Origin of the sequence: Paenibacillus sp. MY03, assembly GCF_002165585.1 — a bacterium.
GTDB lineage: Bacteria > Bacillota > Bacilli > Paenibacillales > Paenibacillaceae > Pristimantibacillus > Pristimantibacillus agaridevorans.
Window position 1 is genome coordinate 19,316 of record NZ_MXQD01000073.1, and the last position, 22,143, is coordinate 41,458.

Here is a 22,143-nt window from a genome sequence, read left to right on the forward strand (position 1 = left end):
GTGCCGCATACGCGCCGAGACAAGGAAGCGCCCTCTCCTCGAACATTCGAGGGAGGGCGTTTCTTATTGTTTTTAGCCGTTGCGCTTCTGGAAGTCGGCCATGAACTGAGCCAGCGCCTGGCAGCTTTCCAACGGTACGGCATTATAAGTCGAAGCACGCAGACCGCCAACATCGCGATGCCCCTTAAGTCCAACGAAACCTTCCGCTTCCGATTGCTTAACGAACAGCTTCTCCAGCTCCTCGCTGCCCAAACGGAACGTAATGTTCATGAACGAACGGCTTCCCGTCTGAGCCGCGCCGCGATAGAAACCGCCGCTTTGGTCGATCGCGTCGTAGATCAGCTTTGTTTTGTCGCGGTTGTATTGCTCCAGTTGGCCAACCCCGCCCATGCCTTTAATCCAATTCAGCACAAGACCTACCATATAAACTGAGAAGGATGGCGGCGTATTGTAGAGCGAGCTTGCCTTGGCATGCGTATTGTATCTGAACATGGCAGGAATATCCTTTGGACTTTGTTCAACGAGATCGTCGCGAATGATGACAACTGTTACGCCCGATGGTCCCAGATTCTTTTGAGCGCCTGCATAGATGACGCCGAATTTGCTGACATCAATCGGCCTGCTCAGGATGTCGCTCGACATATCCGCAATCAGCGGGATATCGCCCGTATCGGGAAATTCATGGAATTGCACGCCGCCGATCGTTTCGTTCGAGGTCAAGTGCAAATAGGAAGCATCACTAGGAACGACAATTTCCGACAAGCTTGGCATTCTCATGTATTTGTCGGCTTCCGTCGAAGCCGCGACGACCGTCTCGCCAATAAGCTGCGCTTCCTTCATGGCCTTGTCCGCCCATGCGCCCGTCTTTACATATGCGGCAGGACGCCCCGCCTTCAACAAGTTCATCGGCAGCATCGCGAATTGCGTGCTTGCGCCGCCTTGCAGGAAGAGCACCTGGTAATTGTCCGGAATGCCGATCAATTCCTTCAACAGTGCCTGCGCTTCGTTGTTGACACCCTCGAACAGCGCGCTCCGGTGGGACATCTCCATAATCGACATTCCCGCGCCTTGGTAGTCAACGAATTGCTCTGCAGCTTGCTGCAGCACCTCCAGCGGAATTGCCGCCGGCCCTGCATTAAAGTTAAATGCTCTTGCCATCTTTCTCTCCACCCTTCAGCTTTGTACACGATATGGCTATAATAGCAAGTTTGAACCGCTCCTTCAAGTAAAAATGTCATGAACGAACCCCAAAGTCGAACAAAAACATTAAAAACGTCAAACATTATTCGGATTTGCACAAAACCTAACACCAAAAAACGAGCCCGCTCGGGCTCGTTTTTGGTGTTGCGAATATTAGCAGCCGAAGTACAGGCTGTACTCGTGTGGATGAACGCGAATAGATACGGATTTTGCTTCTGCGCGTTTTAATGCAACGTAGTTGTCGATGAAGTCTTGGGAGAATACGCCGCTTTCTGTCAGGAAGCCGGAATCGGCTTCAAGCGCGTCAAGCGCTTCGTCCAATGTGCCCGGAACGCTGCGGATTTCTTTTTTCTCTGCTTCTGGCAGATCGTAAATATTTTTGTCAAATGGTCCGTAGCCCAGAGCAACCGGGTCAAGGCCTTTTTTGATGCCGTCCAAACCGGCAAGCAGCATAGCCGCAAACGCGAGGTATGGATTGGCCGTGGAGTCCGGCGTACGGAACTCGATACGGCAGCCTTTAGGCGTTACCGCAGCAATCGGGATACGAACGGCCGCGGAACGGTTTCCTTTGGAGAATACCAGGTTAACCGGCGCTTCATAACCGGGAACCAGACGTTTGAAGGAGTTCGTGCTCGGGTTCGTAATGGCGATCAGAGCCGGAGCGTGGTACAAAACACCTGCGATGTAGCTCATGGCGAGCTTGCTCAGGTTTGCATATTCTTTGTTGTCGTAGAACAGCGGCTCGTCGCCGTTGAAGATCGACGTATGAACGTGCATGCCGCTGCCGTTGTCGCCGAACAGCGGTTTCGGCATGAATGTTGCCACTTTGCCCCACTGGCGGGCTACGTTGTGAACGATATATTTGTATTTCATCAGGTTGTCTGCTGTTTTGGTCAGCGTATCGAAGCGGAAGTTGATCTCGGCTTGGCCGGCAGTAGCAACTTCGTGGTGATGACGCTCAACGCGAAGACCCGTTTCTTGCATCAGGCGAACCATCTCGCTGCGGATATCTTGCTGGGAGTCCACTGGTGCGACAGGAACGTAACCGCCTTTAACAGGAATCTTGAAGCCCAGGTTGCCGCCCTCTTCTTTGCGTGCCGTGTTCCAAGCCCCTTCCTCGGAATCAACCGAGAAGAAGGAAGTGTTCATCGAGCTTTCGTAACGTACATCGTCGAAGATAAAAAATTCGGATTCAGGCGCGAAGAATGCTGTTGTACCGATACCCGTTGTTTGCAGGTATTCTTCAGCTTTCTGAGCGATGCTGCGCGGATCGCGCTCATAACGCTTGCCGTCTGGAGTGTAGATATCGCACATTACATTCAAAGTTGGATGGCTCGTGAATGGATCAACAAATACGGATTCCGGGTCAGGCATCATAACCATATCGGATTCTTCGATACCGCGAAAACCAGGGATCGAGGAACCGTCGAAAGCTACGCCGTTTACGAACGTATCTGCGTCCACCTCTGTAGAAGGCAACGTAATATGATGCGCGCCACCGGCAAGGCTGATAAAGCGGAAATCGACAAACTGGATGTTATTTTCTTTAATTTGATCCAAAACCTTTTGAACTGACATCTAAACTTCCTCCATTTCCGAACATTAACTTGTGTTTTAAAGACGAACGTTCAACAATCGCTCCAAACCATGTCGTAATTATAAAACTACCTTTTCTCTCCGTCAATACTTATGTCAGGTATTTTTTATCGCAATGTGAGGAATACTCACAAGTTTAAATTTCTGTTCACAAAACGGCTTTTAAATGCAAAAAAAGAACGCATGGCCATCTCTGCCATACGTTCCGAATCCTTCTATTTAATCCATTCTACAAAAGCGTCTGCGGGAGCTTTATCCGTTGCGAACTCTTTGCCCACAAGGGGAGCCAGTTGCTCCAGCTCCTTTAACAGCTTCGCGAATTGATCCGGGAACAGCGACTGAACGCCATCGCCCGTCATGGAGTTATCGGGATCCGTGTGCATCTCGATAATAAGCCCGTTCGCTCCCGCGGCAACGGAGGCTTTGGACATCGGCTCTACCAATTCGCGTCGGCCCGTGCCGTGGCTCGGGTCGGAAATGACGGGAAGATGGCTAAGCGATTGCAAGACAGGGATTGCGGACAGATCCAGCGTGTTGCGGGTGTATGTCTCAAACGTTCGGATTCCCCGCTCGCACAACATGACGTTAGGATTGCCGCCGGCAAGAATGTATTCCGCCGCGTTCAGGAACTCGTCGTACGTGGAGCTGAAGCCCCGCTTGAGCAGCACCGGCGTCTGAATCGTGCCCAGCTTGCGAAGCAGATCGAAGTTTTGCATATTGCGCGTGCCAACCTGCAGGATGTCGGCGTATTCTGCGCAGATGTCCACGTATTCCGGCGTCATGACCTCCGTGATCGTCAGGAGACCGTGTTTCTTGCCCGCCTCAGCCATCATGATGAGCCCTTCTACGCCAACGCCCTGGAAGCTGTATGGCCCTGTTCTGGGCTTGAAGGCGCCGCCCCGCAGTACTTGGCCGCCTGCGGCCTTGACCAATCTTGCGATCTCGTCGATCTGCTCCGGCGACTCCACCGCGCACGGACCGCCCATAATGACAAGATTGCTGCCGCCGATCTTGACGCCTTTAATATCGATGACCGTATCGTCCGGATGGAAGTCACGGCTAGCCAGCTTATACGACTTGGAAATTTTGATGACGTTCTCTACGCCCTGCATGGAGCGCAGATGCTCTGCAAGCGTAGGCATCGCATTGCCGATGATTCCGATAACCGTCCGATCCGTCCCTTTGGATACATGAGCCTGAACGCCTGTATTTTCGATATAACGAACGATCTCACCTATTCTTTCGTCCGATACGCTGTTCCTAGTAATAACTATCATCGCCATCTCTCCTTTTTAGAGGAAATTCAAAAATTCCGATTTCCATCACGAAGTTTTTCATGAAGCATATCCGACATCGAATCTTGAATTCAGCCGAACCTTCCGTTTCTCACGTAGCGCTGCTACGCTCCGATACTCAGTTTCTAGCTTCATCCAACCTTCTCGGTGCTGAAAACCAAAATTTTTGAATCTCATTTTAATTTTTATAAACCATCCATGAAACTAACTTAACGCTTTCGCACTTAAAAGCTTTTAGGCTTTTAAGCTTTTATGCTTTTAATCGCTAAAGTAAATATACAGGATGGGACGACGTTTCGTCAACCCCTGTCGTAAATCTTTATTTTAGCAAAGAAAGCGGCAAGCGACACCGTAGTGCCCTCGCCGCCTCTCCACATCCCGTTATTTCGCCACTGAAGCGGATTCCGGGCTGCCGCCGCTTTCGTTACTCGACTTGACGCGCACGTTCGGAAGCAGCTTGTTCATATTCACCGTCCTGTTAATCTCCCACGTGGAAGGATCGCGGTAATCGAACTGCTCCAAATAAGCGATCACTTCCTTCGTAATCGGAGTCGGCGTGGACGCTCCCGAAGTAACGGCTACTCGATCCAGGCCGTCCAGCCATTCGCGCTTGATCTCGCTGACGTCCGATACGCGATAGGCCTTGACGCCCGCGATCTCCTCCGACACTTGCGCAAGACGGTTGGAGTTGTTGCTGCGCGGATCGCCGACGACGATGCATAGCTGGGCTTCGCCCGCCTGTCCGGCCACCGCTTCCTGCCGAACCTGAGTAGCAAGGCAAATCTCGTTATGGATCTCTGCATGGGGATACTTCTCCTGCAGCCTCTTCATAATATGGCGAATATCCCATTGCGACATCGTCGTCTGGTTCGTAATAATGACTTTTCCTTCGGGCACTGCCAACGATTCGATCTCTTCTTCGCGTTCGATGAGATGGACAAGATCCGGCGCGACGCCGATGGCGCCCTCCGGCTCGGGATGGCCCTTCTTGCCGATATAAATAATATGATAACCTTCCGCCGTCTTCGCGCGAATCAAATCATGGGTCCTGGTTACGTCGGGACATGTCGCGTCCACTACGGTCAGCCCTTTCGCTCTCGCGCGCTCGCGTACTTCGGGAGAGACTCCGTGCGCCGTAAAGATGACGGTTCCTTCCTCGATCTTCTCCAATATTTCCAGTCGGTTCGCGCCGTCAAGGGTGATGACGCCCTCCCGCTCGAATGCTTCCGTTACATGCGCATTATGCACGATCATGCCAAGAATATAGATGGGTCTGGGCATTTCCAAATTTTTGACCGTCTGCAAGGCGATGACCATCGCGTCGACGACGCCGTAACAATAGCCGCGAGGCGAGATTTTCACAATTTCCATGCTGCACCTGCTTTCTGCGGACCCCTCTGGCCAACCGTTCACTAGTTTCTGAGGTTAATCCTCATCAAGGTCCGTTCCCCCCATTATAGACGAATTAGACCTTGGGGAAAAGTCTATCGGCAGCCAAATGATAAACGTTGTGCCGGCCTGCTCCAAAGTGGTGACTTCAACGGATCCGCCATGCTCATCGAGAATCCACTTGGCGATCGACAGACCCAGACCCGTGCCGACCGTCACCCCGCGAGATTCGTCTGCACGATAGAAACGATCGAAGATATGCGGTATCTCATCCGGATTCATCCCGATGCCGGTATCGCGAACCATCCAGCCCACATGTCCCTCTCTCCGTACCGAGCTCAGCTCCACATGGCCGGACGGCGTATACTTAAATGCATTCTCGATAAATATAAACAGCAGTTGCTGAACATAATCGTGATTTCCGTATACGGCGACATGATCCAGCTTCGACAGATCGCCGACCTTCCACTCCGCATTGCGAGGCAATAAGGCTGCACGGCGAGCGACATCCTCGGTCAGCGCTCTCAACTGCAGCAATTCCTTTTCCATGACATAACCTGCATCCGCTCTTGCCAGCGCGAGCAGATCATTAACGAGCGTGCTCATGCGCTTAGTCTCCGCAGAGATGTCCGATATGGCCTCGGTAGAGATGCCGAAGTGCTCCGACGAAAGCGGTAGTGCAGAAGCTGCCTCGGCTCCGCTGCCGCTCTCCAGCTTCGCCTGGCTCCACATCTTCTCCAGCAGGTCGATATTGCCGCGAATCGTCGTCAGCGGCGTTCGCAGCTCATGCGACGCATCGGATACGAACCGGCGCTGCACTTTATAGGCGTCGTCAAGCTCGTTGTAAGCCCGCTCCAGACGGGATAACATTTTATTAAGCGTATCTACCAGCGTTCCGATCTCATCCTGAGGGCCGCCTTCCGGTATCCGGACGCTTAGGTCGGAGCCCTTCTCGATCTGGCGAGTGGCCGTAATGACCCGTTCGATCGGCCTCAGCGCCTGTCTGGCGATAAGCAGACCTACGGTGAAGGCGATTAGCACGACGGCAACGGACAGAAAGATCAAAATCGTGCGCAACCCGCTCATTTGTTTGTCTTCGTTGAAGGTGAAGGCTCCTACTTGAAGTAGCCCAAGTAGCTTACCTTTCTCCAATGTCTTTTGATAAGTAATCATTTTATACTTATTCTTTCCAATCGTTACATGAGTCACCACAAACCCGTCCTGCGGACTGGATTGGACCTCTGGATAAGGAATAGATACATTGCCTAGCTGTCTCAGATTGCTTGAACCGGTAATTACGCCTTCCTCATAGTTCACAAGCTGCAGGTACATACTTTTCTCTAAAATGCTAGGCAATTCTGATATAGATTGATAGTTCAAATCCAAAGACAATCTCCCTTGCGTAACCGTTCCGTGAACGCCAAGTCTTTCCGCCGTCGACTTCAACTGACTCTTCACGTCCGCGTAAGTATTCCAATTCATGAACACATACAAGCTGATTCCGAACACAAGCAGCGTCGCCGCCAGAAGTCCCGAATACCATAATGTCAGGCGAAGCCGAATGGACATGCGTTATCCCGCCTCTCCCCTCAGCACGTAGCCCGTGCCCCGAACGGTTTGGATAATTCGTTTCCCTCCGCCTTCCTCCACCTTCTGGCGAAGCATCGCGATATAAACCTCCAACACGTTAGATTCGCCGCTGAAGTCGAAGCCCCATATTTTCTCCATGATGGCATCTCTCGTCAGCACCCTGCGCGGATTCTGCATAAAAAACAACAGCAAGTCGTATTCCTTGCTGGTCAGTTCAATCCGCCGGCCGCCTCGAATAGCCTCGCGCGCGTCCATGTCGAGCACGAGATCCTCGAAGCTGAGTCGGCTGCCGGTATCCTCCAGCTTGTCGGACTTTCTGCGAAGCAACGCACGTACCCGCGCAAGCAGTTCCTCCAGAGCGAACGGCTTCACGAGGTAATCGTCGGCCCCGATGTCCAGCCCCTTCACCCGATCCGTAATATCATCCTTGGCGGTCAACATCAGAATCGGCACGGCGCTGCCGCCCTCCCGCACTCGCCGACAAACTTCCCAGCCGTCAATCTGCGGCATCATTACATCCAGTATTAGCAGATCCGGATCGATGCCGAGCAACGTCTTTAGCCCTTCGGCGCCATTTGCCGCCGTCGTGACCTCATATCCTTCGAATGCCAGGCTTCTGCGCAGCATTGATATAATTCTTTCGTCGTCATCCACAACCATAATATGAGATCGCATCATACTCCAGCTCCCTTCCTAACGCGCGTTTGCAGCAAAAAACGCAGAGTTCTGACTCTCTGCGCTTCTTGCCTGCCATTCAAACCATCGTTGCTGCCGTGGATTACTGCGTAACTCCGAACTTGTTTTTATCGCCAATCGTAATCTCGAGATCCATCTTCTGGCCTTGGCGGATAATATTGAACTGAACCTTCTCGCCAACCTCGCGTTTCTTAATCTCTTCGATGAGCGAGGTAGTCGTCGCATATTTCTTACCTTCAACGCCCACGATCAAATCATATTGCTTCAGATCGCCGAGATAAGCCGGAGAATTGTAATAGACGCTTTGGACCAGCGAACCTTCCGACTCCTCGATCCCCAGTTGTTTTGCATAGTCTTCCGTCATGTCCCTAAGCTCGGCGCCGATGAAAGGAACCGGCTCCTTCGGAATTTCCGTATTGTTTTTCAGGTTATCCAACACTTCATTGATCGTGCTTGTCGGAATCGCGAAGCCGATGCCTTGCGCCTGCGAGCTGACGGCCGTATTGATGCCGATAACCTCGCCCTTTACGTTGAGCAGCGGACCGCCGGAGTTGCCGGGGTTGATCGATGCATCCGTCTGGAGCAAGTGTTTGTAATTGCGTTCGCCCTGCTGGTCTTGAATGTCGATTGGTCTTTCCTTGGCACTAAGCACGCCTACCGTTACCGTATGATCGAAGCCGTAGGGATTGCCGATCGCCACGACCCAATCGCCGATGTTGATGTCGTCGGAACTGCCCATCGGCAGCGTAGGAAACGCTTTGTCGCCTTCAACTTTAATGACGGCAAGATCCAGATCATAGCTGGAGCCTAGCAGCTTCGCCGTAAACGGCTTGTCGTAACCTTGCACCGTAACCCGAATTTCATCCGACTCGCCGATTACATGCTGATTCGTGAGAATGTACCCCGTTGATTCGAAGAAGAAACCCGTACCGATGCCCGTCTGCTGCATCTGGCTGTCTTGTCCGTTCTGCTCCTCCTTTTGCTGCGGCGACGTGTAGTTGTCGCCGAAGAACTGACGGAAGAACGGATCGTCCAGCAGACTGCCGCCGCCTCCGCGCGATTGCACTTTCGTGAACGTCTCGATTTTCACGACCGCCGGACTCGCCGTCTCGAACAATTGCGCGATATTGTCGGGGCGAGCAGCAGCAGTGGAAAGTCCCGAGCCTGCTCCTGCCTGGGCGGACTGGCTCGCGCCGTTGCTCTCCGTCTGTGTCGTCACCACCTCGTTCGACGTAAACCAATTGCGGACGTCGGCCGTATACATCAAGCCTCCGACCAAAATGACACCCGCGAGGAAGGAAGCGAACACCGCCTTGAACGAGGTTCCGGTTTTCTTCTCCTTCTTGGCCTGCCACCCGTTCTTGCCTCCGCCATGGGATGGCGTGAACGGCCTGAGCTGCGTTGGCTGCGGAGGTTGTGCCGCAGCTGGCCCGCTATCCGTTGCGGAACCGTAACGATCGGATGCCGCGCCGCTCTCTCTAGGCTCGTAATCATAAGACGAAGCCGGAGTAGAAGAATCAGAAGCGCCGGGGTCGTTAGACATTGGCCCGTAAGAGTAATAATAGGCCGGCTTTGATTCGCGGGGGCCCTCCGGTTCTACCTTAGGACCGCGATCCGCCCCTATCCCCGAGTCTGAATCGTTTTTGCTATAAGTGTCGCCGGGCTCATCGCTGCGTCCCCGGTTGTCGGAAGAAAAAAACTCATCATACCCTTTTTTGTTTTGATCATCCATTGTCGTTCTCCTCCATCCCGTTACTAGGTACTTGTTATAAAATGAATATTCGTTTTGTTATTTCTATCATGCACATTCTACCTTAAAACAAACTTAAAAACACCTGAATTCTAGATAATTTTCGTTTTGAAAAACCATTATTATTAATGTTTTCGCGAAGGGGAAGCATAGTCGCTAACCCGGATAATCCCTGTAATCGAGGTTGAAATAGAAAAAACTCCCTATCGACTCGATAGAGAGCTCTGCTTTAGAAGGGAATAGCGCCCTCCACCTCGCGCATGACAGCTTCGCCGCGTTCCACCCAGCGAGGCTCGATATCGGCATCCGGGTCGATCGGCGATTGGAATTGGTCGAATACCGCCCCTACGACGCGTACGGATGCTTCCGGATCATTGCCTTCATTGTAGAGATGCCTCAAGACGTAAGGCTGTTGAAACTGTATCTGCGCGTTGTTCTCCGACAGCTCGCTGTCGATATTTCCATCGATCACCTGGAAAGGGATTCGCAGCCAGACCTTATTCTCACCGTCGAGAGCGCGGTCGAACGAGCCATGATCGTAGTCCCAGTTGCCGCCGAGCGTAAATTGTCTATCCGTAAGCAGCGCCTGAATTTCCGTAAATTTTTTCTCCTGGCCTTCTACGGTGGAAGAGATTGGTATCATGACATTACCCTCCATCATTTGGTTCCTGCTTGTGGGTAGTATGTCCAAGCATGCTTGCCGTTATGTGTTTTTGGCCCAGCCTTTGCGATGGGCGAGGACGGCAAGCTGCGTCCGATCCTCCAGCTCGCATTTCATCAGCAGATTGCTGACATGGGTTTTCACCGTCTTGATGCTGATATGAAGCTCTTCTGCAATCTCCTTGTTGGATTGCCCATCCGCTATAAGAAGCAGCACTTCTTTTTCGCGCTCCGTCAGCTCCTCGTCGCCAGTCTGCGCATTGCGTTGGCGAAGTCCTCTTGTCAGCGCCTGGGAGACGTCCGCGGTCATGACCGGCATTCCTTTAAACGCTCCGTTAATGGCGTAGATCAGCTCTTCGGCGGATACCGTTTTGAGCACATAACTGACCGCTCCCGCTTCGATGGCTCCATATACCTTGTCATCCTCCAGGAAGCTGGTAAGCATGACGATCTTCATAGAAGGGTAAGTCGCCATAATGCTCCTAGTCGCTTCTATTCCATCCATCTCCGGCATCATGAGGTCCATTAAAATAATATGAGGGCGATCTTCTTCGCTCATGCTCTTGAGCTGGTTAATAGCCCCAACGCCGCTTCCCGCCTCAGCAATCACTTCAAACTTCGGCTCCAGCATCAAATACGTGCGAAGGCCGATTCGAACCATATCGTGGTCGTCTACAATCATAACTTTAATGTTTTCCGCCGCGCTCATCGAATTTGCTCACCTCGGTATATTTTCGGTATCGTAACCCGGACTCTTGTTCCGCTTCCCAGCTTGCTGATGATTTCCGCCGCTCCGCCGAGCTTCTGCGCACGTTCTTGCATAGTAGAGAGGCCGTAAGAGCCTCGCCTTACTTCATCCGCCTTAAAGCCGGCGCCGTCGTCGGATAACATCATGACGACCTGCCGCTCCGTATCGCTTAGCGTCAATGTGCAATTATTCGCCTTGGCATGTTTGACGACATTGGCCATCGCTTCTTGCACAATAAGGAACAACTGATGCTCCTTCGCCTCGCTAAGCTGATCGTTGAGCCTCCATTCCAGCAAGCCTTGCAGCTTGTTCTGCCTGCAATAGTCGGGAAACCACTTATCGAGCGCCTCTTGCAGCGTCTTGCCTTCCAGCTCCATAGGGCGAAGCTGAGCGATGAAGTTGCGCATCTGCTTCTGGGCAAGATTAGACATCTCGATCAATTGCTCCAGCACGGACGCCGCCCGCGCAGCATCCGCCTCCAACAGCTTGGGCAGAGAGGAGGCGCACATATGGATGGCAAACAGCTGCTGGCTGACCGTATCGTGAAGATCTCGCGCCATCCGCTTCCGCTCTTCCAATACGGCCGCCTCGTTGGAAGCCGATTCCGTCAATACCTTTTCTTCGCCAAGCTGTTGAAGCAGCTTCATCTTTTCTTCCATATTTTTGGAAAGTTCATTAAACTCTCTGTACAGTTGGACGAAGGAGTTCGATCCATTTTCGGGTATGCGAACCTCGTAATTGCCGTTGACCGCTTGCTTGATCGCGAGGAATAATATATCCAGACGCCCGCCGAAGCGCTGCGCGGCCCAATAGCCAAACGCAGCGCTCACAAGAATGACGATGATGATTGCCCCGATCTTCAGCTCCGCATGACCAAAATAATCTCCCATGAGATTCCAGAATAGAACAGCCGCCAGCAACGAAACGGAGGAAGCCAGGACGAACATGCCGACCAGCTCCCACTTCCCGCTTCGCAAAAATCGAACCATCATCTCGTTGTCGTCACCCCACCTTAATAACGCGGGTATCGCCGATGAAAGTGCTGACGACCAGCTTAATCTTTTTGTCCGACTCGGAATATTTAGGGGATTTCACGTTCACGTTCGTGAACAAGCCGCCTTCCTTCTGTCCAAGCACCTTTACGTCACCGATGAATGCAGAGGAGACAACCTGAATGCCAAGCTCGTAATCATTGGGCACGTATACCTTTACATCGCCGATAAAGGAAGAAATGTTGACTTTCGTCTCGCCGTAAGGAATATCAGCCTTCGTCAGATCCAGTACCGTGTCGCCGATAAAGTGGGAAATATTGAGCGGCTTGAGCTCCCAATAATCCTGGCCCATATGGATGTCGCCGATGAAACCGGATCGATTCATCACATTGGGGTCGCTGTGATTCCACCACTCCACATGATCCCGCTGTCCTTGATTCCAGCAATCCTTCTTTCTGCCCTTCTTATTGTCATATCCGTCGTATTGGCTATGACGCTCGCCATCGCGATAGCAGCCCGAAGCGCGTTGCTCGCGAGCATGCTCGCCATGGTGCGGAACACTCTGATCTTCCGACGGACGAAATCCCTTCTCCTCCGCTTTGGGCGGGGGAACGACCGTTGGATCGGGATGCAGCGGGGGCGCAGGCGGGACATCCTCCGGATTTTTGCCGTATGGACGAAAAGAGGTCCAGTCGCTCTCGGGAGGAGCCTTCCGCTTCGGCTTTTCCGGCTTCCAGATCATACGGAAACCTACGATGATGACGATGATGGGAACCAGGAACGGCACAATGTCGCCAATCGACCAAGTGAACCATTGCAGGTTGTTGCCCAGGAAGACGAATCCGATGAGCAGCATGACCGCCCCCCACCAGCCGGAGCCTCCGTGGAAGCGGCCGCTAAGCAGTTGGGCCACCCCGAAATACATCAAGATGCAAGGCCAATAAGTAGAAAACAGCTCGCCTATACTAATACTCTCGAAAGGGGCTACCCCCAGTTGGCGAAGCAGGAAGAACAATCCAACCGCAACTACGATCAAGCCGGTAAACAGCCGGCCGGCGAAATTACCGTTCATTCCGCACAACTCCTTATGCATGTAACATAGTTTAATCATTTGTAAACCCAGTATAACGTATCCTCCGACGATCAAGTAGGGACGACCGGTTGAATTTCATCTCCGTCTCCAGACCGAGGGACTGTCACACAATGGGAAAGAACCGTTATACGGGGAGACAGCCGCCGGAGCACATAGGCTTCGGCGGCTGCAATAAATGAAGCTTGAGTTAGATGAGTTATAGCTACCGGACCGACATATCCGCGCCGATCACGCCGACAACTTGTCCGCTGCCATCGCGGATCGGCACGGCTACCGTCACGCACAACTGCTTGGATATAGCGGAGACATAAACTTCGGAATGGAACGGCTGACCGGCTATCGCCCGCCTCCACCATTCTCTGTTTTTCGCGTTAAGCAGTCCAGCCTCAGGAAGCGAGAAAATAAAGGAGCCATCCCCGCGGTTGGACCAGATGGCCTCGACGTCTGTTCGCGAAGCCAGCATCGCGGTCAGCTTGCGTTCATGCGCTGCTTCGTCCAGCGCGGCGAGCTCCGGATCCGCCGCCGCACCGCTTAGCCATTGCTGTACGCCCGATATATTAACAGCTTCCGTGCTCCCGGAGCGCTTGATACCGATCCTTTCCACGGCTGTCGACAGGGCGGCGGAAGAGCGGCCGAGATTTACCCTCACCCGATCGAGCTTGCGCACCTGCTCTCGCTGTTTGTTCGCAAGCGCCAGCGTCTCGTCGACGCTGTTAATCGTTTCATTGACGGAGTTCACAACGTCCTTAAGCATTGCGGTAGAGCCGTTCATATGTATGGTCTGCTCGCTGCTGGCGGTGGCTGTTCGGCTAACCAGCTCGTCCACTTCCGTAATCTTCATAAAGATGGCGTCCATCCGCTGCTTGTTGACAGCCATCTCCGAGACGCTGCGCTCCACGGACTGCTTCTCGCGGTCGACGGCTTCGACGACCTGCTTGACCCCGCCTTCGATCTGCTCCACCATGCCGGTGGACCGTTTGACGGCATCCGCGCTTTGTTCGGCCAGCTTCTTGATCTGTGAGGCAACAACCGAGAAACCTCTGCCGTACTCCCCGGCATGAGCGGCTTCGATGGAGGCGTTAAGGGCTAGCAGGGAGGTCTGGGACACGATCTCGTGTATGAGGGCATTGATCTCGTTAATCTGTGACGTATGCTGAATAAGCTCCAGGATATGTTGCCCCATCGTTGCATTTTGTCGCTTAAGTTCATTCATGGCTTCATCGGTGTCAAGCAACGAGCGGCAAACGTCCAGCACAACTTCCTTCGTCTCCTTGCTCTTTTCGTTTAGATGCAAGGAAGCGCCGCTGATCTGCCCTGCTGCGGAAGCGACCTCCTGCAAGGAGGTGAACGCCTCCTCAATCCTGCTCATCGCGACGGAACTGGATAATCTGAGCTTTTGCTCCTGCGATTGCGAAGCGTCGGCAATAGACGTTAGTTGATCGATTGCGCCGTCTACCTCGTCAACCGCTGCCGTCAGTTGATCGGATATGACTACCGATTCATGGAGCAATATTTTCATTTGGTCCTGCTTGGCGTCTTGGGAGTTAACGGTTGAACCCTTGGTGAACCAGCTTGCCGTTCGCATCCTTCTTCACCGCGCTTTCGTCGAATTATTGGATAGAGAATTAACCGATGTAAGATTTCCCTACATTATATCCCTGTTTTCGACAATTGAAAAGAAAAAAGAGGCGCCGCAGGGGCTCCTCTTTCGTTTCTTTCATCATGTGCGCGGCCGGTAACGGCCTATCGCATGTTATTGGTTTTGTTGATTTTGCTGATTTTGTTGATTTACTTTTTGGTTTGCTGCTTTGCTGTTGGCAGCTTTAGCCTGATTTAACTCTTCAGCGAATTCAGCATCGAACTGATTGTTTTGAACTTGACCTTGACCTTGAGCGGCATTATTGTTTTTGTTTTTAGCCATTGTATTCACCTCCCCGTCCAAGTTTAGTATGGCTTCGCCACCGCAAACTATGCAGTCGTTAAGACTCCAAATACGCTTGCGGAATCGGCTTGCCGACTTGAACGGCTTGATTGATGCTGTGCAGCCAGGACTCCGTCAACTTGCCATTGCCCCGTCTCAGCACCTGTACGCTGACACTCCGCTTCCCCCACTGTTCGTACACTTCCTTGATGGTCTCGAAATACAGATCGATACGCTTGCCCTTGATTGCCGAGCCCGTATCCGCCACGACGCCGTAGCCGTAGCCCGGAATATAAAGCAGCGTGCCAATCGGGAACAGTTTGGGATCCGCCGCGATGGTAGATACCTGGTCCCTTCGCACCTTCACGCCTGAATATGTGATGCCATAGCCGGGGTGTCCCGGACGTTTGCCCGTCGATTCCACGCCTGCCGTGTAGCCTGTCGCAACCACTTCGATCTCGGCCGGCGCCGCGCTTGCCGGTAGAGCAGCAATGGTTGAGGACCAGACAACAACGACGGCAAGCCATACGAGAACGCTCCTGCGAGCCCATCTTAACCATAACAAAAAGCTTGTAGCCATCGGGATACTTTCCTCCTCAGAGGTAAGATTGCCCCAATGGCACAAGCTTTATTCGCTAATGTTTGGTTACTCCTTGGACGAAATTTGTCCTTTTAGCAAAGCGACGAGCTCAGATGTCGGCATCGACCCGATATCGCCTTCTCCGCGTTTCCGCACCGATACGGCTTCGGCTTGCATTTCGTTATCGCCTACAACGAGCATATAAGGAATTTTCTCCAGCTGCGCTTCCCGAATTTTGTAGCCCAGCTTCTCGTTGCGCAGATCGCTTTCGACGCGAATGCCGCCAAGTTGAAGCTGTTCTTCCACCTTGCGCGCATACGCCTCGTAAGCCTGCGATACCGGGATCACCTTCGCTTGAACAGGCGACAGCCAAAGCGGCAGCGCGCCAGCGAAGTTCTCGAGCAGGAACGCTGTCATACGCTCCATCGTACTGATAATGCCCCGGTGAATAACGACCGGACGGTGTTTCTTGCCGTCATCGCCGACGTATTCCAGCTCGAACCGCTCAGGCAGCAGGAAGTCCAGCTGCGCCGTGGACAGCGTCTCTTCCTTGCCCAGCGCCGTCTTGATCTGAACGTCAAGCTTCGGACCATAAAACGCCGCTTCGCCTTCCGCCTCAAAGAACGGAAGCTCAAGCTCTTCTACTACCTCGCGCAGCATACGCTGAGACATCTCCCACATTTCGTCGTTCTGGAAGTACTTCTCGGTATCTTGAGGATCGCGGTAAGAGAGACGGAAGCGGTATTCTTTGATGCCGAAGTCCTCGTACACCTTGCGGATCAAACCGACAACGCGCGCGAACTCTTCCTTGATTTGGTCGGGTCTGCAGAAGATGTGGGCGTCGTTAAGCGTCATCGCGCGAACGCGGTGCAGGCCAGTCAAAGCGCCCGACATCTCGTAGCGATGCATCGTGCCCATCTCGGCGATCCGGATCGGCAGATCGCGGTAGCTGCGCATGTCGCTTTTAAAGACCATCATATGATGCGGACAGTTCATAGGGCGAAGGACCAGTTCCTCGTTGTCCAGCGCCATCAGCGGGAACATGTCCTCGCTGTAGTGCTCCCAGTGACCGGAGATCTTGTACAATTCCACGTTGGCAAGGACAGGCGTGTACACATGCTGGTAGCCCAAGCTTTCCTCGAGATCGACGATATACCGCTCCATCGTTCTGCGTACCTTGGCGCCATTAGGTAGCCACAGCGGCAAGCCTTGACCTACTTCGCGAGAAAACGTGAACATCTTCAACTCGCGGCCCAGCTTGCGGTGATCGCGTTTTTTCGCTTCCTCCAGGAAATGGAGATGCTCGTCAAGCTGAGCTTTCTTAGGGAACGCCGTTCCGTAGATACGCTGCAGCATCTTGTTCTTGGAGTCGCCGCGCCAGTAAGCGCCTGCGATGCTCAGCAGCTTGAACGCCTTGATGCGTCCTGTAGACGGCAGGTGCGGACCACGGCACAAGTCGAAAAATTCGCCCTGATCATACAGCGTAATCTCGGCCTCCTCCGGCAAGTCGCGGATCAGTTCCAGCTTCAGATTATCTTCCAGTTTTGTAAAGATCGCCAGCGCTTCCTCGCGGCTGACGACACGGCGGCGGATATCCAGGTTTTCGTTTGCGATTTTGTTCATTTCCTTCTCGATACCAGCCAGATCCTCCGACGACAGAGTCTGCTCCATGTCGATATCGTAGTAGAAGCCGTCCTCGATCACCGGTCCGATGCCAAGCTTCACGGCTTTCTCGCCGTAGATGCGCTTTAACGCTTGCGCCAGGAGATGCGCCGTGCTGTGACGGTACACTTCAAGGCCGTCCGCGCCGTCAAGCGTCACGATCTCAATCGCAGCATCCTGCTCCAACTTCGTATAGATGTCGACGACTTTGCCGTCGAGCTTGCCGGCTACGGCGTTTTTCTTCAGTCCAGGGCTAATGGAGCCCGCGATGTCTTCGATGGAGGAGCCTGCTTCGTATTCGCGCACGGCCCCGTCCGGGAACGTTACTTTAATGCTCATGTTCAACTTCCTTCCGGATTCTGATAGGTATCAAGCATGGCAGTACGCCGACGCGCACAAAAAAAGCACCGCATCCCGCATAAGGGACGAGTGCTTGCGCTCGTGGTTCCACCCTACTTCGACCATTCGGCTCCGCGCTGCAAGATGCAGGCGGACGGACAGTCCTCGTATGATCTGGTAACGGAGATGTCCGGTACGGCTTACTGGCCACAAGGGCGGTTCAACCGTACAGCTATAGATGGGGTATATCCGACCGCGTCAGGAAGAAGCTTGCAGCCCAGGGCTTCTCTCTCTGCACAGGCGCCATGACGGATACTTGTCATCTGTCGTCGCTGTTAGACGTAACTATATGTCGTCATTATAGAACGTGCAGTCGGTCCCGGTCAAGCGGACAATTCAAATCGAAGTAATATTCGACGTCGAATACGCTTCTTTGAATTACTTCGTCATGGAAAGCGGACAATTCAAATGGAAGTTTAAAAAGTCCGGTTTTCAGGACCGAGAAGATTGGACGAAGCTAGAAACTGAGGAGCGGAGCATAGCAGCGCTATGTGAGCACCGGAAGGTTCGGCTGAGTTCAATATTCGACGTCGAATACGCTTCTTTGAATTGCTTCGTCATGGAAAGCGGACAATTCAAATCGAAGTTTAAAAAGTCTGGTTTTCAGGACCGATAAGATTGGACGAAGCTAGAAACTGAGGAGCGGAGCATAGCAGCGCTATGTGAGCACCGGAAGGTTCGGCTGAGTTCAATATTCGACGTCGAATACGCTTCTTTGAATTGCTTCGTCATGGAAAGCGGACAATTCAAATCGAAGTTTAAAAAGTCTGGTTTTCAGGACCGATAAGATTGGACGAAGCTAGAAACTGAGGAGCGGAGCATAGCAGCGCTATGTGAGCACCGGAAGGTTCGGCTGAGTTCAATATTCGACGTCGAATACGCTTCTTTGAATTGCTTCGTCATGGAAAGCGGACAATTCAAATCGAAGTTTAAAAAGTCTGGTTTTCAGGACCGATAAGATTGGACGAAGCTAGAAACTGAGGAGCGGAGCATAGCAGCGCTATGTGAGCACCGGAAGGTTCGGCTGAGTTCAATATTCGACGTCGAATACGCTTCTCGAGATGCTTCGTCATGGAAAGCGGACTTTTTAAACATCCTTTTAAGGCTGGATCCATTCGTCGAGGGTGCTGGCGCAGGAAGAACATTGCACGCATACGTTGACCTTGCCGTCGAAGATCGTCTCGATCGTGCGGATGACCTGCAGCTCCGGATGCCTCGTATGGACCGTAATCTTTTTGGGAGACACGGAGATAAGCGAGCTGATCACCATGTCCTCGATGTTCATCTCGGTCTCCAGCATCTCAGCGACGATGCGGTCGGCCGGCGGCTTATGTTCCAGCGTCCGAAAGCTTTCGTCGTACATCGAGAAATCGTGACCGCCCTTATGCAGCAGATGAACAAGCGGCACTTTGGAGTCCTGCATCTGGACAAAATACTTCAGAAGCGAGATAAACTCCTGATATTGTTTGTCGAGCACATATTCGTCCAGAGCGTATTCCGCGATCTCGGCCAGCTCCGTACGATACGCATGCAATCGGAACGTCGTGAAGCCCTGAAGTTGAAGCAGCGTCTGATCCTGCAAATAAAGCTCCAGTTCCTCCGCTATTTTGCCTCTCCGGCGCAGTCTGTCGGCTTCGTGAAACTTTCCGCCGAGCCCGTCCCAATCTTTCCCTTGCAGGAGCTCATGGCAATACCGTTCGATGATGGCCGTGTCCATGGCTGGATTGTTGCGATGCTTGTGTCCTATAATGTCCGAGAGCATAGCAGGCTCCAACTGCTCGATAATGTAATCCGCAATGGCCCGAGAGGCGGATCTGTAGACGAATTGTCCGTGCAGCTTTAATTGAAACGCAGGCAGCACAGCCCGGCAGGTAATAATGCCTTCATCCAGCTCATATCGGGCAATTCCTCCCGACGCAGGATCTGCTTCCGTGTAATTATGTAATTCATCGTTCGTATGCTCCGTCATCAAGTCCAGCAACCGCTCGGCGGAATTATGCAGACTTGCCGGCAATGCCACTGTGAACAAGTCCATTCGCGCTCACCCCTTTCCTTCCGTTACAGTATATGGTCCCGAGAGTCCGTATATACAAAGAAGAGATTGGCAGCCTGGATCAATCGCAAATCTTGATTGGCATTCGGACTAATATTTTGTTATATTCATTAGTAAGTGATCAACCACTTATTAATGAACGAGGTGAAACATCGATGGCGAGACCACGCGAATATAGCGACGAACGAATACTGGGAGGCATATACTCCGCTTTAGGCAAGTATGGGTACGCCAAGCTGACGCTTGACAATATCGCCAAGGAAATCGAGATTTCCCCAGCAGCGCTTTCCAAGCGATTCGGATCCAAAAAATCAATGATCTTGTTTTATCTCGAGGCCGTTAATGAAGGGATGTCTGCAAAGTTCGCCGAATTACGCCATTCGCGGAACGGCAGCCTTCAGTCGCTGCGAACGATGTTCGAGGACGCCGTCATGAAAGTGGACGATCCCGTCATGCTCGCTAACTTGACATCCGTCTATATTGAAAGCGTGTCGGATCCCGAACTGCTGGACCGTTCGAGGCGGAGGCTGCGGATTATCGACGAGACGGTCCAATATTTTATCGGTCAAGCGTTGGATCGCGGCGAATTGCGATCGGATAATCCGGAGGCGCTGGCAAGAGTTTTGCAATCGGCTATTGCGGGCTCGCTCTTGATTAGACTTAACGACGATACGCAGCCGCTTAAAAATTGGGTGGAAGAATGTTTCGCTGTGGTGCTGAAGTCCACACCCGCTGCCGCTCCCACCGGAAAGGAGGATCCGCATGCCCGTTAGCCGCATTAACGGTACCGATATCTATTACGAAGTGGCAGGCACAGGGACGCCGATCGTGTTCACGCATGGGCACTCCATGTATCGCAAGCAATGGGAGCCTCAAGTAGCGGCCTTATCGTCCCGCTATCAGACGATTGTCTGGGATGTGCGCGGCCATGGCGACTCCGGCTTGCCGCCTGGAGAGGTCGACCCGGAGGATTTCAGCCGGGACCTAAAGGGACTGCTTGATCACCTGGAGCTCCGATCCGCCGTCCTGTGCGGCTTATCCATGGGCGGACATATTTCGCTGCAAACAGCCGTACGATATCCGGATTACGTGCAGGGACTTATTCTCATCGGTACGCCATTCACCAATACATTTAACCGTTTCGAACGATATGCCGCTCCGTTCAGCCAGTTTTCTCTTCGTTACCTCCCCTTCGGACAAACGGCGAAATGGACGGCAAGCGCCATGTCTAGCCATAATCCATCCAATCGCGACTTCGTGCTTGAGTCTTTCGGCAAGATGACGAAGGATGGATTCCTGCGGCATTGGAGCGGCAATTTGCGCATGGAAAGCAGGGACGATCTTCATCGAGTAGCTTGCCTGACATTGATTCTGCATGGAGAGCATGACAACATGGTCGGCAGGCAGCAGCCTTATTTGCGGGAGCACATACGCAGGGCCGTCTTTCATTCGATTCCGAACGCCCACCATCTGACGAATCGGGATAATCCCGAAGCCGTCAATCGTCACATCGAAGAGTTTATGATGCGGCTAACGCAAGTCTAATGAAATATCCAAGCACACAAAGGGCTTGTCCGAGATGTGAACTTTTAAGGTAGCCCCGTTGTCCTTATGGCTCAAAAATATGAGTAGGCTTGAATATAAAAATCAACAAAAGTAGTTTCACCGGGGTACGTGTGTATGAAAATGCATACACAATCAACCAAATAGGCCGGCGTCTGGCCAAACGTGTATGAAAATTCATACACAATCAACCAAACAGGCCGGCACCTGGAATAATGGCTATCCAAAAAGTCAGTGAAATCGGAATGCCGGACGCCCCGTTTTGGTTTAATGGTAAGTGGCAGGCATCCGACTCGCCACTTTCCTGAAAAAGCAGGTACACAAAAAAGTTGGACGGAAGATTTTTCCGCCCAACTTTTTATTTTGGAGACTTATTGGACAGCCCCGTTCGTATTATTAGGTCAGCCAGATATTACTGGTTGGCCTATTCTTTATGGTCATTCTATGATGGCGGTAGCCGGGAGAACGTGACAGCCCCTGGGGGACAACCCCGTACACAAAACTGTTCTCCTACTACCACCGACCATCACGATTGAGCTGGTTGAGGCGTTGACCTCGTATCACAAGCGAAGCTGTGGAGTTGGAACCATTGTGGGAATGACCGGCTAATTTTTTTGAAAGGAGAACTGGATGAAACCTGTTATTGGAATTGATGTAGCAAAGGGAAAGTCTGTCGTGCAGTGTTTTTTAAAACGTAACCGACCCGTGGGACGAGCAGAAACCATTTTGCATACGCCTAAAGGATTTGAGCGACTCAAGTCCTTGCTTATTGAATTAGAGCAGCAGAGCGGCTTTAAGCCGCAAATCATTCTTGAGCCTACGGGACATTATCATCGTGTGCTTGTTCAGTATTTACAGCGTGAAGCCTTTGAAGTCATCCTGGTAAATCCTTTGCAGGCGCAGCGAGCTAGAAGAACGGGCTTGCGCAAAGTAAAAACCGATGAATCGGATGCCTG

Annotated in this window: 20 protein-coding genes; 4 read left to right on the forward strand and 16 right to left on the reverse strand. The window is 52.4% G+C overall.

Annotated elements, in window-relative coordinates; all coding sequences use genetic code 11:
• Positions 1-72: 72 nt before the first annotated feature.
• From serC to thrS, 15 genes are all read right to left on the reverse strand, one after another.
• Positions 73-1,158 (reverse strand): 3-phosphoserine/phosphohydroxythreonine transaminase, encoded by a 1,086-nt coding sequence (gene serC, locus B1748_RS33995; protein ID WP_087572413.1) that lies wholly within the window; start codon positions 1,156-1,158, stop codon positions 73-75.
• A gap of 195 nt (positions 1,159-1,353) precedes the next feature.
• Positions 1,354-2,778 carry a type I glutamate--ammonia ligase gene (glnA, locus tag B1748_RS34000; protein ID WP_087572414.1) on the reverse strand — a complete coding sequence of 475 codons (1,425 nt, stop codon included), beginning with the start codon at positions 2,776-2,778 and terminating at the stop codon, positions 1,354-1,356.
• Between the two features lie 233 nt (positions 2,779-3,011).
• The gene (gene aroF, locus B1748_RS34005; protein WP_087572415.1) at positions 3,012-4,073 is read right to left on the reverse strand and encodes a 3-deoxy-7-phosphoheptulonate synthase; all 1,062 of its coding nucleotides are present in this window, start codon (positions 4,071-4,073) and stop codon (positions 3,012-3,014) included.
• Positions 4,074-4,472: 399 nt separating this feature from the next.
• Positions 4,473-5,462 carry a 4-hydroxy-3-methylbut-2-enyl diphosphate reductase gene (locus B1748_RS34010; RefSeq protein WP_087572416.1) on the reverse strand — a complete coding sequence of 330 codons (990 nt, stop codon included), beginning with the start codon at positions 5,460-5,462 and terminating at the stop codon, positions 4,473-4,475.
• 54 nt (positions 5,463-5,516) lie between these two features.
• Positions 5,517-7,049, reverse strand: a complete 1,533-nt coding sequence (locus tag B1748_RS34015) for a sensor histidine kinase (protein ID WP_087572417.1) — start codon at positions 7,047-7,049, stop codon at positions 5,517-5,519.
• Between the two features lie 3 nt (positions 7,050-7,052).
• On the reverse strand, positions 7,053-7,745 hold the full coding sequence (locus tag B1748_RS34020; RefSeq protein WP_087572432.1) for a response regulator transcription factor: 693 nt from the start codon (positions 7,743-7,745) through the stop codon (positions 7,053-7,055).
• 103 nt (positions 7,746-7,848) lie between these two features.
• Positions 7,849-9,498 carry a trypsin-like peptidase domain-containing protein gene (locus B1748_RS34025; protein WP_087572418.1) on the reverse strand — a complete coding sequence of 550 codons (1,650 nt, stop codon included), beginning with the start codon at positions 9,496-9,498 and terminating at the stop codon, positions 7,849-7,851.
• A 247-nt stretch (positions 9,499-9,745) separates the two neighbouring features.
• Positions 9,746-10,159 carry a YugN family protein gene (locus B1748_RS34030; protein ID WP_087572419.1) on the reverse strand — a complete coding sequence of 138 codons (414 nt, stop codon included), beginning with the start codon at positions 10,157-10,159 and terminating at the stop codon, positions 9,746-9,748.
• A 60-nt stretch (positions 10,160-10,219) separates the two neighbouring features.
• Positions 10,220-10,885: a response regulator gene (locus B1748_RS34035; protein WP_087572420.1), complete on the reverse strand. Its 666-nt coding sequence runs from the start codon at positions 10,883-10,885 to the stop codon at positions 10,220-10,222.
• Positions 10,882-11,916: a sensor histidine kinase gene (locus tag B1748_RS34040; RefSeq protein WP_087572421.1), complete on the reverse strand. Its 1,035-nt coding sequence runs from the start codon at positions 11,914-11,916 to the stop codon at positions 10,882-10,884. The genes B1748_RS34035 and B1748_RS34040 overlap by 4 nt, the downstream gene beginning before the upstream one ends.
• A 10-nt stretch (positions 11,917-11,926) precedes the next feature.
• A complete protein-coding gene (gene liaF / locus B1748_RS34045) occupies positions 11,927-12,988 on the reverse strand; it encodes a cell wall-active antibiotics response protein LiaF (RefSeq protein ID WP_179215970.1) in 1,062 nt (353 codons plus the stop codon).
• A gap of 223 nt (positions 12,989-13,211) precedes the next feature.
• A complete protein-coding gene (locus B1748_RS34050; RefSeq protein ID WP_087572423.1) occupies positions 13,212-14,594 on the reverse strand; it encodes a methyl-accepting chemotaxis protein in 1,383 nt (460 codons plus the stop codon).
• Positions 14,595-14,762: 168 nt separating this feature from the next.
• The gene (locus B1748_RS37120) at positions 14,763-14,930 is read right to left on the reverse strand and encodes a hypothetical protein (protein WP_179215971.1); all 168 of its coding nucleotides are present in this window, start codon (positions 14,928-14,930) and stop codon (positions 14,763-14,765) included.
• A gap of 58 nt (positions 14,931-14,988) precedes the next feature.
• Positions 14,989-15,510 (reverse strand): 3D domain-containing protein, encoded by a 522-nt coding sequence (locus tag B1748_RS34055; RefSeq protein ID WP_087572424.1) that lies wholly within the window; start codon positions 15,508-15,510, stop codon positions 14,989-14,991.
• Positions 15,511-15,576: 66 nt separating this feature from the next.
• Positions 15,577-17,511 carry a threonine--tRNA ligase gene (thrS, locus tag B1748_RS34060; protein ID WP_087572425.1) on the reverse strand — a complete coding sequence of 645 codons (1,935 nt, stop codon included), beginning with the start codon at positions 17,509-17,511 and terminating at the stop codon, positions 15,577-15,579.
• A gap of 36 nt (positions 17,512-17,547) precedes the next feature.
• Between thrS and B1748_RS36635 the strand changes: the two genes are divergently transcribed.
• Positions 17,548-17,820, forward strand: coding sequence for a hypothetical protein (locus B1748_RS36635; protein ID WP_143810449.1), 273 nt, complete (start codon positions 17,548-17,550; stop codon positions 17,818-17,820).
• Between the two features lie 850 nt (positions 17,821-18,670).
• Here the strand turns inward: B1748_RS36635 and B1748_RS34070 are convergent.
• Complete coding sequence (locus B1748_RS34070) at positions 18,671-19,606, reverse strand: putative sporulation protein YtxC (RefSeq protein WP_087572427.1); 936 nt, start codon at positions 19,604-19,606, stop codon at positions 18,671-18,673.
• Positions 19,607-19,779: 173 nt separating this feature from the next.
• Between B1748_RS34070 and B1748_RS34075 the strand changes: the two genes are divergently transcribed.
• The 3 genes from B1748_RS34075 to B1748_RS34085 all read left to right on the forward strand — a co-directional run.
• The gene (locus tag B1748_RS34075; RefSeq protein WP_179215972.1) at positions 19,780-20,397 is read left to right on the forward strand and encodes a TetR/AcrR family transcriptional regulator; all 618 of its coding nucleotides are present in this window, start codon (positions 19,780-19,782) and stop codon (positions 20,395-20,397) included.
• Entirely contained in the window at positions 20,387-21,169 is a 783-nt protein-coding gene (locus B1748_RS34080) for an alpha/beta fold hydrolase (protein WP_087572429.1), read from the forward strand. The genes B1748_RS34075 and B1748_RS34080 overlap by 11 nt, the downstream gene beginning before the upstream one ends.
• A 648-nt stretch (positions 21,170-21,817) precedes the next feature.
• On the forward strand, positions 21,818-22,143 hold a 326-nt coding region (locus B1748_RS34085), incomplete at its 3' end, for an IS110 family transposase (RefSeq protein ID WP_143810451.1).